11 protein-coding genes are annotated in these 14,489 nt (G+C 73.0%); 2 read left to right on the plus strand and 9 right to left on the minus strand.

Annotated features, from left to right (window positions below):
* On the minus strand, window positions 1-469 hold a 469-nt coding region (locus tag QWZ14_RS26850; RefSeq protein WP_290320109.1), incomplete at its 3' end, for a DUF1203 domain-containing protein.
* A gap of 403 nt (window positions 470-872) precedes the next feature.
* Here QWZ14_RS26850 and QWZ14_RS26855 point away from each other — a divergent pair.
* Window positions 873-1,205, plus strand: coding sequence for a hypothetical protein (locus QWZ14_RS26855; RefSeq protein ID WP_290320110.1), 333 nt, complete (start codon window positions 873-875; stop codon window positions 1,203-1,205).
* Window positions 1,206-1,333: 128 nt separating this feature from the next.
* On the opposite strand, the gene QWZ14_RS26860 is transcribed toward QWZ14_RS26855, so the two are convergent.
* The 5 genes from QWZ14_RS26860 to QWZ14_RS26880 form a co-directional block, all read right to left on the minus strand.
* Window positions 1,334-2,251 (minus strand): hypothetical protein, encoded by a 918-nt coding sequence (locus QWZ14_RS26860; RefSeq protein WP_290320111.1) that lies wholly within the window; start codon window positions 2,249-2,251, stop codon window positions 1,334-1,336.
* Entirely contained in the window at window positions 2,248-3,213 is a 966-nt protein-coding gene (locus tag QWZ14_RS26865; RefSeq protein ID WP_290320113.1) for a tripartite tricarboxylate transporter substrate binding protein, read from the minus strand. The genes QWZ14_RS26860 and QWZ14_RS26865 overlap by 4 nt, the downstream gene beginning before the upstream one ends.
* A gap of 118 nt (window positions 3,214-3,331) precedes the next feature.
* Window positions 3,332-4,303, minus strand: coding sequence for a tripartite tricarboxylate transporter substrate binding protein (locus QWZ14_RS26870; RefSeq protein ID WP_290320114.1), 972 nt, complete (start codon window positions 4,301-4,303; stop codon window positions 3,332-3,334).
* 117 nt (window positions 4,304-4,420) lie between these two features.
* A complete protein-coding gene (locus QWZ14_RS26875) occupies window positions 4,421-6,622 on the minus strand; it encodes a histidine kinase dimerization/phosphoacceptor domain -containing protein (RefSeq protein ID WP_290320115.1) in 2,202 nt (733 codons plus the stop codon).
* A 155-nt stretch (window positions 6,623-6,777) separates the two neighbouring features.
* Complete coding sequence (locus tag QWZ14_RS26880) at window positions 6,778-7,761, minus strand: Bug family tripartite tricarboxylate transporter substrate binding protein (protein ID WP_290320116.1); 984 nt, start codon at window positions 7,759-7,761, stop codon at window positions 6,778-6,780.
* Window positions 7,762-7,912: 151 nt separating this feature from the next.
* On the opposite strand from QWZ14_RS26880, the gene QWZ14_RS26885 reads away from it, so the two are divergent.
* The gene (locus tag QWZ14_RS26885; RefSeq protein WP_290320117.1) at window positions 7,913-9,634 is read left to right on the plus strand and encodes a methyl-accepting chemotaxis protein; all 1,722 of its coding nucleotides are present in this window, start codon (window positions 7,913-7,915) and stop codon (window positions 9,632-9,634) included.
* A gap of 23 nt (window positions 9,635-9,657) precedes the next feature.
* On the opposite strand, the gene lptD is transcribed toward QWZ14_RS26885, so the two are convergent.
* Genes lptD through lptF form a run of 3 tightly spaced genes read right to left on the minus strand, consistent with a single transcriptional unit; the run spans window position 9,658 to window position 14,368 of the window.
* On the minus strand, window positions 9,658-12,060 hold the full coding sequence (gene lptD, locus QWZ14_RS26890) for an LPS-assembly protein LptD (protein ID WP_290320118.1): 2,403 nt from the start codon (window positions 12,058-12,060) through the stop codon (window positions 9,658-9,660).
* The gene (lptG, locus tag QWZ14_RS26895) at window positions 12,057-13,181 is read right to left on the minus strand and encodes an LPS export ABC transporter permease LptG (protein ID WP_290320119.1); all 1,125 of its coding nucleotides are present in this window, start codon (window positions 13,179-13,181) and stop codon (window positions 12,057-12,059) included. The genes lptD and lptG overlap by 4 nt, the downstream gene beginning before the upstream one ends.
* On the minus strand, window positions 13,178-14,368 hold the full coding sequence (lptF, locus tag QWZ14_RS26900; RefSeq protein WP_290320120.1) for an LPS export ABC transporter permease LptF: 1,191 nt from the start codon (window positions 14,366-14,368) through the stop codon (window positions 13,178-13,180). The genes lptG and lptF overlap by 4 nt, the downstream gene beginning before the upstream one ends.
* Between the last annotated feature and the right edge of the window lie 121 nt (window positions 14,369-14,489).

Raw genomic sequence — 14,489 nt, forward strand, 5'->3', positions numbered from 1 at the left:
CCGGCACAGCCGCCGCAGCAGGCAGCCCGAGCAGCGCGGTGTGGATGTTGACGAAACGGGTCCGCGGATCGGCCAGGGCGCGGTCCAGCAGCGGCGCCACGGCATGGCCCTCGCTGATCGCGCCGAGGTCGTAGAGGCAGAGCTCCGCCGCGTCGTAGGCGCGGACCGAGACGATGCCATTGGCCAGCACGGTCGGGGCGATCTCGTTCGCCGCCTCGAAGCGGGCGCAGTCCCGGGCATGCAGGAAGATCGGGCTCGGCGTCCAGTAGACGCCCTGGGGATGCGGCAGGTCGTAGCTGCCGAGCAGCATGTCCTCCCCGGGCTCGCCGAGTTGCAGGCAGTGGCGGCAGGGAAAGCCCGGACCATCCACCACCCGGCGGTGCAGCGGCAGGCCGCGGTCGTCCCGGCCGGTGCGGCGGAAGCGCTCGGCGGTGGCGGTCTCGATCGGGATGCAGCGGAAGTCGGTCATGGTCCTGGGCTCCGTGGCGGATGGCCCGGGATGCCGCTCCGGCGGCAACGGCGCCATCCGGCGGTTGCCGTGGCACGGCCGATGCGGCATCAAGTGCTCGCATTCGTGTGATGAATGCGAGTGACCGGTCGCAGCACCTCCGGCCTCGGCTGGCGAGGAGGGGCTGCGGGGGACTCCCGCACCCCGGCCTTTCGACTTATATGCAAGGCCTCGATCCCGGTTCGCGGCGTGGCCGGGTGCGCCGCGGCACGCGAGCGCCGGAAGGTTACCATCCATCCCGCAAATGATGACCATGCGTCAAACGCATTGGCAGCAGCGAGCCATGCGGCCCAATTACAACGGCGAAGGATGGCCCCCCGTATTCCCGGACCAGGGTCACCTGCGACGAAGGATGTTTGGTTTCATGTTCCGCAATCTTCTGCTTGCTTCCGTCATCGCCCTGGGCAGCACCGGGGCGGCCCTCGCCCAGGAAGGCCCGCGGCTGGTCGGCGGCGGCGGCAACGGCGGCCCGGAAGTCGTCTATGACGGCGGCATCCCGGGCAATGTGCTCGGCGGCGCCCAGGTCCGCATGAGCGGCGGCGACCGCGACCGCAGCTTCCAGTACGGCCGGGTGAATGCCTTCCCGGGCCAGATCGGCCAGCTCGTCGGCGGCGGCAACGAGGCCCATGTGGTCTATGAGGCGGTGCCGCATGCCAATGGCATCGCCAGCGTCGAGACCGGCGCGCCGCGCAGCTGAGGGACCGGGCCTGACCGGTGCGCCGGTCGGGCCCGAGGCGAGCGGCTCTCCCCCCGGAGCCGTGACGCGCGGGAACCCGGGATGGCGCAGGCCCTCCCGGGTTTTTCGTGTCTGGCCGCCTCGGCCGGTCAGGCGCCGCGGCGGGTGCCGGCCGTCGCGGGGTCCCAGAGCCAGGGCGGGTCGGGCAGCACGCTGATGCCGCCATGGGCCCGCGGGGCCGGCCGGTGGCGCTCGGTGCCGGCCAGGACCGCGGCGCCCCGCGGCGTCGGCCGCAGCGGCGCCGCCGGCGTCACCAGCCGCTTCGGGCCCAGGCGCAGCCGGCCGACCACCTCCCGCACCATCAGGTCGGTCAGGTGGAAGGCCGGGTCGGCCCGGCCGACCGCCCGGAAGACCGCGGCTTCGTCGGCGGCGCCGGCGGCGACAGCCCGCAGCACCGCCCGCTCGGCCTCGCCCAGCCCGTCGGTGGTCCAGGGCAGGTCGCGCAGGTGCCGCCGCATCGCCGCCGCCAGGTGCGGCAGCGCCAGCTCCCGCCGGCTCAGCGCGTCGAGCGCCCCGGGGTCCGGCGCGGCGAAGGCGTCCCAGGCCTCCGCCGCCTGCTCGATCTGCAGGTCGGTGAGCGGCGCCGGCTGCAGCGCGGCGAGCTCGCCGTCGCTCAGCTCGGGGAAGCAGCGGGCCCCGTCGGCCGGCACCAGCAGCAGCTTGCCCCGCAGCAGCCGCTTCTCCGCCAGCAGCGACAGGATGCGGATCAGCGCCGCCTGGTCCCAGAGGTCGTGCTCGAACCAGAGCCAGATCGCCTCGCGCCGGTGCAGGCCGCCGAGGGCGGTGTATTCCCGCCCCAGCCGCAGCCGGACGGCGGCGAGGTCCTGGCCCGAATGCAGCGCGACGTAGCGCGCCCGCATCCCGAGCCAGGCCATCAGGTCGCCGTCGTCCTGCGCCGGGCCGCAGCAGACCGGGTCGGCGAAGCAGAGGTATTCGCCGGCGATGCCGGCCCGCTGCAGCCGGCACCGCAGGTCGTCGCCGCAGCGGAGATGCAGGCGCGGGGTCACCCGATGCGCAGCCCCAGCTCCTGCACGATCCGCCGGGCCTCCGCGGCCTGGAGGATGGCGTCGTTGGCGAAATCCTCGGGCGCCTGGTAGCGCACCGGCATGTCGAAGCGGGCCAGCACCGCGAGATGCGCCGGGTCGTGCACGGCCTTCCGGAAGGCCTGGTGGATGGTCTCGATCACCGCCGGCTCCATGCCGCGCGGGCCGGCGATGCCGTAGGTGCTCTCGCCCAGCACGTCCCAGCCGAGCTCGCGGAAGGTCGGCACCGCGGGGAAGCGCTTCACCCGCTCGCTCATCCAGACCGCCAGCGGGCGGACCCGGCCCTCGAGCGCCATGTCGGCCCAGGCGCTGGTCTCGGCGGAGAAGTGGATGTCGCCGGCGAGCAGCGCCTGCAGGTTGGGCGCCGCGCCGCGGAAGGAGACCGGCACCCAGTCCACGCCGGCGGCCTTGGCCAGGCGCTGCATCTGCACCTCGGTGGTATTGGCGCCGGGCGTGCCGTAGTTGATCCGGCCCGGGTTGGCCTGGGCATATCCGACCAGTTCCCGCATCGTCCGCCAGGGCGCGTCCGGCCGCACCACCACCCCGCCCATGTAGCCGACCAGCCGGACGATCCAGGTGAAGTCCTGCAGCGGGTCCCAGGCGGGCTTCGCCTGCATCGCCGGCATGCGGAAGACGGCATTGGGCATCTGCGAGAGGGTATAGCCATCCGGCTTCGCCTCCCGCATCGCCACGGCGCCGAGGGTGCCGCTGGCGCCGGGGCGGTTCTCGACCACGATGGTCTGGCCCAGGTGGCGCTGGGCGATGTCGCAGACCGAACGCATCTGGATGTCGGTGGCGCCGCCCGGGGTCCAGGGCACGTAGACGCGGATGGGGCGGTCGGGATAGGGCGGCTGGGCCAGCGCCGGCAACGGCAGGGCCGCGGCGGCACCGAGGAACAGGCGACGGGACACTCCGGACGCGGGCATGGCATCCTCCACAACGGCGCCGGCTTGGGAGGCCGGTCTGGCGGAAGCATGCGACGGAACCCGGGCGCGGCGCCATCCCCCCTTTAGGCCCCTGGTGAGCCCCCCGGCGGCTCGGGCCTCAGTTGATCTTCAGCCCCAGCTTCTGGATCATCGCCCGGTCCTCCTCGATCTGCTGGCGGACGAAGGCGCGGTAGTCCTCGGTGTTCTTGTACATCACCGGCATGTCGAAGCGCTCGAGCACCGCGAGATGCGCGGGATCCTCGAGCGCCGCCTTGAAGCCGTCGTGGATCGCCCGCACCAGCCCGGCATCCATGCCCTTCGGCCCGGCGATGCCGTAGGGCGAGGCGCTGACGATATCGATCCCGACCTCGCGCAGCGTCGGCACCTCGGGGAAGCGCTTGGCGCGGGCCTCGCCCCAGGTCACCAGGAGCTTCAGCTTGCCGTCCTGCACCAGCTGCGACCAGCCGCTGCTGTCGGCGGTCGCGTCGATCTGGCCGCCGAGCAGCGCCGCCATGTTCTCGGCCACGCCGCGGAAGGGGATATGCGTCCAGTCGAGGCCGCGCTCGGCGGCGATGCGCTCCATGGTGATGTGCAGCGAGGTGCCGACGCCGGGCGTGCCGTAGTTCACCTTGCCCGGGTTCTTTCGCGCGTGGTCGAGGAACTCGGCGAAGCTGTTCCAGGGCGCATCGGCCCGCACCACCACGCCGAAAAGGTAGCCGGTCAGGTGGACGACGTAGTTGAAGTCCGCCACCGGATCGAACATCGGGCGGGAGGACATCAGCGGCGTGCGGAAGACGCTGACCGGCATCTGGCCGAGGGTATAGCCGTCCGGCCGGTCGGCGAGCATCGCCTGGGCGCCGAGGATGCCACCCGCGCCCGATTTGTTCTCCGGCACCACGGTCTGGCCGGTGCGGCGGGAGGCGGCCTCGCAGAGCGCCCGCATCTGCACGTCGGTGGTGCCGCCGGGCGCCCAGGGGACGTACATGCGGATGGGGCGCGCCGGCCAGGCGGGCTGGGCGATGGCGGGCGCGGCGAGCGGCGCGGCGAAGGGCAGCGCCAGGGCCAGGCGGCGGCCGAAGGGGGTCGTCATGCGGCGTTTCTCCCATGCCGGATCATTATTTTCCGGGCCGGGCCTTAGCCGCTCGCGGCGCCCCTGTCTAATCGGCGGCGCCGGGCCGGGGCCGGGTTCCGGGTCCCATGCAGCGGCTCAGCGGGCGGGGACGCGGTCGCTCGCCGGGTCGAGGGGGCCCACCGGGGCGGGGGCGGCATAGGGCTGCAGCGGGACCACGATGGTGGTCCGCAGGCCGGGGCGGTTGTCGGTCTGCGTCAGCGTGCCGCCCATCTGCCGCATCAGCCCGTCGACGATGCGCGACCCGAAGCCCTTGCCGGTGGCCGCGCCGCCTCTGCCCTGGTCGGCGACCACGAGGCAGAGATGCTCCCGCTGCTGCGTCAGGCGGATCGAGACCGGGCCGGGCGCGCCGCCATAGGCGTGCTTGTTGACGTTGATGATCAGCTCCGTCAGCACCAGCCCGAGCGGCACCGCCAGGTTGGTCGGGATGACCACCGGCGTCAGGTCGTGGGCCATGTGCTCGGCCCATTCCCGGCCCATGAAGGCGATGGTCTCCTCGTAGAGCTCCCCGATGTAGCGGGCCGCATCGACGGTCTCGACCTGGTCGCCGCGGTACAGCCGGCGATGCACGACCGAGACCGCCTTGAGCCTCCGGCGCGCTTCCTCGAGCGAGGCGTGCAGGTGGGGGTCGGCCGAGTCGCGGGCCTGCATGGACAGGAAGCTCGAGACCAGCTGCAGGCTGTTCTGGACCCGGTGGTTGATCTCGCCGATCAGGAACTGCTTCTGCTGCAGCAGGTCGTCCTTCTCCCGCACGATGACGGTCAGCTGGCGGTTGAGCTCCCGCATGTGGCGCGCCTGCTGCACCTCCAGCAGGGCGAGCTGCAGCCGCCGGGCGGCGTCGCGTTCGGGCATGGTCCAGGCCCGCGCCTGGCCGCGCACGGTCTCCCGCCAGGCGGCGAAGGAGGCCCGCGGGGTCAGCATGCCGGCAGGGTCCGCGTCGCCGGGCTTGTTCGGGTCTCCGGCCCAGTCGATCGTCTCCACCGCTTCGCGGCGGAACCACAGGACCAGCCACGGCCGGTCCCGGGACAGCGTCACCGCGAGCAGGCCGCTGCCGGACCCCTGGTAGTCCAGGCCGGGCAGGTACTCGCCCGAGAGCGCATCGGTGGCGAAGACCGGGTTGGTCCCGCGGGCCAGCAGCCAGCGGACCAGGTCCCGCACGGCGGCCTCCGGCGGGCGGATGCCATGCCCTGCGTACTCCGCGCCCCGCACCACCACGACGCCGTCGCTGTCCATCATCCGGCCGATCGCGGCCAGCGCGTCGGGGGCCAGGCCCTCCAACGGGTCTTCCAGCCCCAGCAGCGCGGTGACCTCCCCGGCGTCGCTCTGCAGCCGGATGCGCTGCCGGTAGCCATCGGCCTCCGTCCGGGCGGTGATCTGCCGCGCCAGGCTGCCGGCGAGCGAGCAGCAGGCGGCGCGGAGGTCGTAGGGGATGGCCCGCGGGCTATCGTGGTGGCAGGCGATCAGGCCCCAGAGCACGCCCTCGATGACGATGGAGACCGAGGCCGAGGCGCGCACGCCCATGTTCGCCAGGTACTGCAGGTGCACCGGGGAGACGCTGCGCAGGCTGCAGTCGCTCAGGTCCAGCGGCGCCGGGCCGCCCCAGCCGGGGCGGAGCGCGACCGGTGCATAGGCGACATCGGGGATGACCCGGATCGGGTTCCGCACATACAGCGCCCGGGCCTGGCGCGGGATGTCGCCGGCGGGGAAGCGCTGGTGCAGGAAGGAATGGGTCCCGGCCCGCCGGTCCTCGGCCACCACGGCGCCGGACCCATCGGCCAGGAAGCGATAGACCATCACCCGGTCGAAGCCGGTCAGCCCGCGGAACTCGATGGCGGCCCGGTCGCAGAGGCCATTGAGCGACACCGCCCGCGCCAGCCGCGCGCTGCTGGCGGATAGCCGGTTCAGCGCCAGGGCGCCGAGGATGCCGGGCACCAGGGCGGCCTCGCATTCGACGATCACCTTGCGGTCCGCGAGATGCGCGCTCACGTCGAGCAGCTCGCCGGAGCGGGTCCGCAGCTGGCCCATGAAGCCCTCGACATGGTCGGGGCGGGTCAGCGCGACGATCTCGGCGTTGAGCGCCTCGCCAAGCAGGGCGGTGAGCGGCAGGTCCCGCCACGACGCGATGCCGAGCCGCTGCTCGATCTCGCCGGCGACATGCCGGACCGCGGAGCCGTCCTGCTCGGCCACGATCATCATGCCATGGGGCTGGATCGAGCCGGGGGCATAGATGGCCTCGCGGTCGCAGAGCGTCGGGTCCGGCAGAGGGCTGATCAGCGTCACGGCGACACGTCTCCACGCGCGAGGCGGGAGCATGAAGTAGCTCTCAGCCGCCTGCGCCCGGATCCGCCGGCAAGCGATCGGCACCAGTAGCACGCAACGCCGGCAGGTGCCGGAACGGGCGCACAAGAAAGCGTGATGGCCGCAGCGGGCGGCGCTCAGTCCATCCGGATGCCGATCTTGCGGATGATGGCGCTCTCCTCCTCGAAGGTCCGGCGGGCGAAGGCGGCATAGGCGTCGCTGTCGAGGTAGCGCAGCGGCATGTCGAAGCGGTCCAGCGTCTCGACGTGCTTGGGGTCGAACAGCGCCTCCTTGAAGGCGTCGTGCAGCACGCGCTTGACGCCGGGATCCATCCCGCGCGGCCCGCCGAGGCCGAAGGGGCTGTCGGCGACGATGTCGATGCCGACCTCGCGCAAGGTGGGCACGTCGGGGTATCGCTTGGCCCGCTCGGCGGTCCAGACCACCAGCAGGCGGAGCTTGCCGTCCTCGACCAGCGGCGCCCAGCCGGTGCTGTCGGTATTCACCATGGTCTGGCCCGAGAGCACCGCCTGGATGTTGTCGGCGCCGCCGCGGAAGGGCACGTGCAGCCATTCGATGCCGAGCTGCTCGGCGATGCGTTCCATGGTGATGTGCAGCGTGCTGCCGACGCCGGGCGTGCCATAGGTGACCTTGCCCGGATTGGCCTTGGCGAAGGCGACGAATTCGGCCCAGCTTTGCCAGGGCTGGTCGGCCCGGACCACGACGCCGAAGACATAGCCGGTCAGGTGCAGCACGTAGCTGAAGTCGGCCATCGGGTCGAAGGTCGGCCGCCGGGTCATCGCCGGCAGGCGGAAGACGGTGATCGGCAATTGCCCGACCATGTGGCCATCCGCCCTGGCTTCCTGGGACATGGCCAGGGCGCCCAGGGTGCCGGAGGCACCGGGCTTGTTCTCGACGATCACGGGCTGGCCGAGCTTGCGCCCGGCGATCTCGCTGAGCACCCGCAGATGGGTGTCGGAGGAGCCGCCGGGCAGCCAGGGCACCAGCATGCGGATGGGGCGGTTGGGGAAGCCCTGCTGCGCCAGCGCCGGCATCGCCAGCCCCGCGAGGGGCAGCGCGAGCGAGGCGCCGAGCGCGGTCCGGCGGCCGAAGCGGTGGGTCATGGTCTCGCATTCTCCCGGATGCCGGCCTTCGCGGCCGGCTTGCCGTGCAGTCTAGGCGAGCAGCCGGCCCGAGGCCACCGGCCGGCCTTCGTGGTTTCTTCACCTCGATGGTGGATTCTGAGGCTCTCCTGTTCCTGACCGGATACGATCCATGGCTGATCCGCTGTTCCACGCATCCCCACGCCCGGCCGCCCCAGGCTGGCGCGGCCTGGCGCCACGCCTGCTGGCGGTGGTCGCGCTGCTCGCGGCCGTCGCCGCCTCGCTCAGCTTCATGGCCGACCGGCTGCTGGTCGCCGAGCATGACCGGCTGCGCGGCACCGAGCAGCGGGGCGCCCGCCTCAACGCCCTCGGCCGCGCCGGCACCGAGATCCTGGCCTTCGTCCGCGCCACCGAATTCCTGCCGATCGCGCTCACCCCGGACGACCGCCGGAGCTGGGAGGCCTCGGCGGCGGAGCATCTGGCCCTGGTCGAGGAACGGCTGCGGCATTTCACCGCCACCATCGTCGCCGCGGACAACCGGGCGGACCTCGCCGCGACGCAGGGGATGCTGGACCGCTACAAGCCGCAGTACGCCGCGGTGCTGGAGCAGTCGCGCGGCGGGCGGCTGGACGCGGCCGGCGCCACCGCCGTCGCCGCGGCACCCATGGCGCAGGAAATGATCGCCGCGGTGCGCCGGATGGAGGACCGGATCACCGCGGTGAACGCGCAGGAGGCCCGCAATTCGGATCAGGCGATCGCCGACGCGCGCTTCTGGCTGACGCTGGTGACCGGGCTCGGCATCCTCGGCGGCGGCGGGCTGGCCCTGTTCCTGGTGCTCCAGGGGGTCACCGGTCCGCTCGGCCGGCTGAGCACCGTCGCGGATGCGCTGGCCGCCGGCCGGATCGACGCGACGACGCCCGAGATCGGCCGGCGCGACGAGGTCGGCGCCATCGCCCGCGGGCTCGAGGCGCTGCGCGGCTCGGCGCAGCGGGCGCGCAGCCTCGAGGCGGAGGCGGCGGCGCTGCGCCAGGCGACGGAGGCGACGCAGCGGGACGGCCGGCGGGCCCTGGCCGCGCGGGTGGAGGCCCAGCTCGGCGCCGTGGTGCAGACCCTGGCGGGCTCGGCGCAGACGCTCGAGGCCAATATCGGCACCCTCGGCGCCACCGCCGAGGACACCACCCTGCGGGCCACCTCGGTTGCCAACGCGGCGGGGCTGGCCACCGGCAACGTCCAGACCGTGGCCGCCGCGGCGGAGGAGCTCGCCGCCTCGGTCGGCGAGATCACCCGGCAGGTGGCCCAGGCCGCCCAGGTGGCGCGCCAGGCGGTGCAGGAAGCCGGGGCCGCGGATGCCACCGTGGCCGGCCTGTCGGAGGCGGCGCAGCGGATCGGCGACGTCGTGCAGCTCATCGGCGACATCGCCGGCCAGACCAACCTGCTGGCGCTGAACGCAACCATCGAGGCGGCGCGGGCCGGGGAAGCCGGCAAGGGTTTCGCCGTGGTGGCGAGCGAGGTCAAGGCGCTGGCCGGGCAGACCGCCAAGGCGACCGAGGAGATCAGCCAGCAGATCACCGCCATCCAGGAGGCGACCGGCCGCGCCGTGCAGTCGATCCGCGGCATCGCCGGGGTGGTCGGGCAGGTCGACCAGATCGCCGCCACCATCGCCGCGGCGGTGGAGGAACAGGGGGCGGCGACGCGCGAGATCGCCCGCAACGTGGGCGAGGCGGCACGCGGCACGGAGGAGGTCTCCGCCAACATCGACCATGTCAGCAGCGGCATGGCCGATACCGCGGCCGCCCTGGCGGCGATGCGGCGGACCACGGGGCAGGTGACCGCGCAGGGCGCGACGCTGCGGAGCGAGCTGGACGGGCTGCTGCAGGGCCTGCGGGCGGCCTGAGCCGCCCGCCTCCCGCGGCCGGGTCAGATCGCCCGGAAGAAGTACTCGCCCAGCGTCTTGAAGCCGAGCCGGAACAGCACGACGGTATTCGCCGCATAGAGGCTGCTGGTCGACGGGTCCTGGGCGAAGCGCTTGATGAAGCGCCCCTCGAAGATGAAGCACTCATCCTCGTAGCCCGCGGCGCCCTGCAGCAGCACGGCGCGGCCGAGGCTGAGGTCGTACTTGCCGTGCAGGGAGGCATGCCAGTACTGGCCGAGCTTGGCGGTGAAGCCGGCGCCGACCTCGTCGCGCGAGCGCAGCGGGGTCAGGTAGGGCAACGGCGGCGAGAAGAGGTAGCCCGCCGTCAGCGTCACCTTGCCGAGGCTGAGGTTGGCGGTGGCATCGACCATCCGCCGCTCGGTGATGTTCTCGCCGTCCAGCCGGATGCGGCCGGTGGTGTTGAACCAGGGGGTCGGCGAGACCCGCAGCCGGGCGACGTAGTCCGAGGCCCGGCGCTCGAGGCCGGAGCCGAGGTAGGGGCTGGAGATCTGGTCGTCGAGCCGGAAGGACCGGCCGACCAGGCCCTCGACCTGGCCGCCGTTGGGGAAGTCCCAGGCGCCGCGCAGTGCGGTGTCGACCCGGGTGCCGCCTTCCTGGCGGTCGCGCCCGGTGTAGCGGTTCAGCGCGAACAGGTTGGCATCGGTGAATTCGAAGTCGATGCTGTCCTCGTTCGGGACATGGCTCTGCGGCCCGCTGCGCGGCCCGGTGACGAGCTGGACCCGCGGCTCGATGGTCTGGCTGCCCCAGGTGCCGGCGGAGCGGACGAAGGGCATCCGCCAGTCGACCGCGGCGCGGATGTTGCCGATCGCCTGGCTGCCGTTGGCGTCCGGCAGCAGGGTCGGCGGCTCCTGCAGCCCCTGCGACCGGTAGGCCAGTGCGTCGCCCTGCAGCTTGAAGGTCCAGAGCCCGCCGAGGCGGTCCGTCTCCGGCCGCTGCCAGGAGGCGCGGGTCGCCAGCCGCTGGGTCGAGCTGCCGATGTCGCGGGAGATGCCGAGCAGCCCGGCGTCCATGGTCAGGAAGCCGCCGAGGTACTTCCCGCGCGGCGCATGCTCGACATAGGCGTTCGGCAGCACGTAGGGAATCTGCCGGGTGTCGTCGAGGCTGCGCAGGCCCTGGTAGGCCCGGGCGTCGATGCGGGCATAGGTGGTGGTATCCCAGAAGCCCTCGAGATAGGCCTGGCTGGTCAGCACCCGGCGGTATTCGTAGCGGAAGGTCCGCAGGTAGAGCTCGCTGCTGGCGCGGTTCAGGTCGAAGCCGGCCCGCCAGTGCTCATCGAGGTTGAAGCGCCCCTTGAGGAAGATGTGCCCGGCCAACTCCTCCTTGCCGCCGGTGTCCCGGCCGTTGAAGCCGCCGATCGAGGCGGTGCCGCTCACCTCGCCGAAATTGAACAGCTTGCGGTACTCGAAGCCGAGGTTCGGGTACTGCCGGGTCGAGGTGATCGGCACCACGGTAAGGTCGGAGCTGTCGTCGATCGCCCAGAAATAGGGCGTCTCGACGAAGGCGCCGAGGAAGCGGGTATAGCCCAGCGTCGGGAACAGGAAGCCCGAGGCGCGCGGCGCGCCCGGATCCGGATGCGAGAGGTAGGGCGTGTAGAGCACCGGCCAGCCGCCGAGCCGCACCGTCGCGTCCCGGTAGGTGATGCGCTGGCTGTTCTTGTCCTGCACCGCCCGGCGGGCCTCGACCTGCCAGAGCGGCGGCCGGTTCGGATCCTCGGGGCAGAGGTCGCAGGAGGAATAGACCACCCGCGACAGCTCGTTGACCATGCCGCCGGTGCGCCGGGCGCCATTCGCGGCCATGCGGCCATTGGCCGCGAGCAGGGCGCGGACGCCCTCCAGCACGCCGTCGCGGAAGCGGTCCTTCAGCTCGGCCTCCTCGGCGAACATCACCGTGCCGTCGGGCTCGAGCAGCTGGACGTTGCCGCGGGCGGTGGCGACGCCGGTGTTGCGGTCGTAGGTGAACTGATCGGCGCGCATCAGGCGGTCGCCCTGCCAGGCCTCGACCCGGCCGCGGGCCGAGACCAGGCCGCGCTCGCGGTCGTACTCCACCTCCTCGGCGGTGAAGGTCACCGGCGCGTTGGGGTCGGCCGGGGCGCCGCCGGGCGCCGCCATGCCGCCGAAGCTGCCGCCGCGGCCGGAGGCCGGCCCGGGCGAGCCCATCGGCCGCATCGGGGTCGGCTCCAGCGGCGTGACGCTGGGCGCATCCATCTGCGCCCGCAACGGGGCGGCGGGGGCCAGCACCAGCACCAGGGCGGCGCCCGCCACCACCGCCGGCCGCCACCGGCGCCGGGCGGGGCCCGTCACCGGGCCCGCCCCGGGGCGCGGCCGCGGTTCGGATCGCCGCACAGGGCCAGGATCGGCCGCCTGCAGGTGCTCGGTGCGGTCGCTCATCCATCCTCCAGATGCAGCAGCAGGGCCAGGGCCAGCAACAGGCCGGCGATGGTCGGCGCCCAGGCGGCGAGGTAGACCGGCAGGGTGCCGGCTTCCCCGAATTCATTGGCGACCTTGTCCAGCACGAACAACGCGAAGCCGGCGGCGACGCCGGCGCCGATCATCTGCGCCACGCCACCGCGGCGGGAGGATCGCATAGAAAATGCCGCCGCCAATAGCGCCATGGCGGCGGCCAGCAGCGGCAGCGACAGCAGGCTCTGGAAATGCAGCCGGTGCCGCACCGCGGAGAAGCCGGCGGCCTCCAGCACGGTGATGAAGCCCGGCAGCGCCCAGACCGAGAGGGTATCCGGCGAGGCGAAGCTGTTCTCGATCCGGTCGGGGGTGAGCTCGGTCGGGAAGGTCAGGGTCTGCTTCGGCCCGGCGCTGCGGTCGGCGTTGAAGGTGACCGCCTCGGACAGCACCCAGCGGCCGGGCAGCAGCCGGGCCTCGGGCGATTCGATGCGGGCCAGCGGCCGGTCCGCCTCCGACAGCCGCCAGAGGGTCACGTCGGTCATGCTGAATCCGGGGCCGCGCCCCTCGCCCCGGTCGGACAGCGGCCGGCCGGAGAGGATGGCGACCCCCTGCTCCTCCAGCCCGCGATCGGCCTGGCGCAGCCAGAGCCGGCCGCCGGCGAGCGCGGTGAGCCCGGCGCTGGCCCGCAGGTAGGCGTAGTCCAGCCGCTCGGCCCGGGCCAGCATGGCCGAGGAGAGCGGCGAGATGGCGGCGGTGCCGAGCCCGCCGAACAGCAGCGCCACCACCACCGGGCCGGACAGGAAACCCCAGGCCGAGATCCCCGCCGCCCGCGCCACCACCAGCTCGGAGGACCGGGTCAGCCGCCAGAAGGCCAGCAGCCCGCCGAGCAGGATGGCGAAGGGCAGGATCTGCAGCGCGACGAAGGGCAGCCGGAGGCCGGCGATCGTCGCCACCAGGGCGAAGCCGGCATCCGGCCGGGTCGCCGCCCGGCGCAGCAGCTCGATGAAGTCGAACAGGCTGACCAGCAGGGTCAGCCCCGCCAGCATGGCGAAGGTGGCGCCGAGGAAGCGCCGCGCGACGTAGCGCGCGAGGGTTGCCGCCAGGATCATGGCGACGGGGCCGAGGCGGCATCCGGCGCCGGCAGGCGTGGCCGCCGGGTGAAGAGTCCCTGCACCCAGGCCGGCAGGCCGGAGATGACCCAGGCGGCCAGCATTCCCGGCAGCAGCGCATTCACCCAGATCAGCGGGATCACCCGGGACTGCCGGGCGGCGAGGTTGCCGATGGTCAGCCCGACCGCCAGCAGCACCACCACGACCAGGATGCCGGTGAAGAGCCGCAGGCCGCCGCCATGGCGGCGGAACTGTCCGGTCAGCGCGGTCGCCAGCGCCACCAGCCCGAAGGTCAGGGCGTTCAGGGGACCGGCCAGCCGCTGATGCGCCTCGGCCAGGAAGCGCTTGAGGTCGCGGTCGGGGACGCGCTCGGCCGGATCGGGGTGGAAGAGCTCATCCAGCGTGCGTTCCTGGGCGTTGCGGTAGCGGTTCTCCTCCGACCGGGAGGCGCGGGCGAGGTCGACGCTGTTCTCGCTGAAGGAGAGCACGGTCAGCCGGCTGCCCGGTGCGGTCCCGGGCGGCGAGCCCGGCGGCGGCGGCACCCGCTCCACCTGCTGACGCTGGCCGTTCTCGAGGGTGACGCGGGGTCCGTTGGGGCCGGGGGTGATGCGCCCGGCCTCGGCGAGGATGGTGACCGGGGCGCCGGCCTCGCGCGCGTCATGCACCAGGATGCCGCGCAGCGTGCCGTCCCGGTCGCGATAGCGGGCATAGACGGTGAGGTCGTCGCCGACCGAGCTGAACACCCCTTCCTGGAGCAGGATGGCGGCGAGCTGGTTGCGGATCTCGAACTGCCAGGCCCGGAAGGCGGCCTGGCTGGCCGGCACCAGCCAGAGGTTCAGGGCGTAGCAGAGCACCACGACGCCCCCGGCGAGCGCCAGCGCCGGCCGTGCCAGCCGCCACTGCGACAGGCCGGCGGCCCGCATCACCACCAGCTCACGGTCGGAATCCAGCCGGACATAGACGAAGAGGCAGACGACGAAGGTGGTGATCGGCAGGATCACCGCGAAGAAGCTGGGCAGCAGCAGCCCTGTCAGCTCGATGAAGACGAGGAAGGACAGGCCGCGATCCAGCACGAGCTCGATGAAGCGCAGCGACTGCGTCAGCCAGACCAGCGCGGCCAGGCCGATGGTGACGGCCAGGAGCGCGACGGCCAGCTGGCGAAAGATGTATCGGTCGAGGCGGGTCATTCCGGGGTCATGCTGCTGCGGCGCGCACCCTAGACGCTGGCGGCCCCGGGTCCAAGCGCCGGGGGGCCACGGATCGGCCGGATCGGAGGCCGCGGCCCGGCTGCGGCGGTGGCCGGCCCGC

Source organism: Paeniroseomonas aquatica (genome assembly GCF_030409335.1).
In the GTDB taxonomy this organism is placed as follows: Bacteria; Pseudomonadota; Alphaproteobacteria; order Acetobacterales; family Acetobacteraceae; genus Belnapia; species Belnapia aquatica.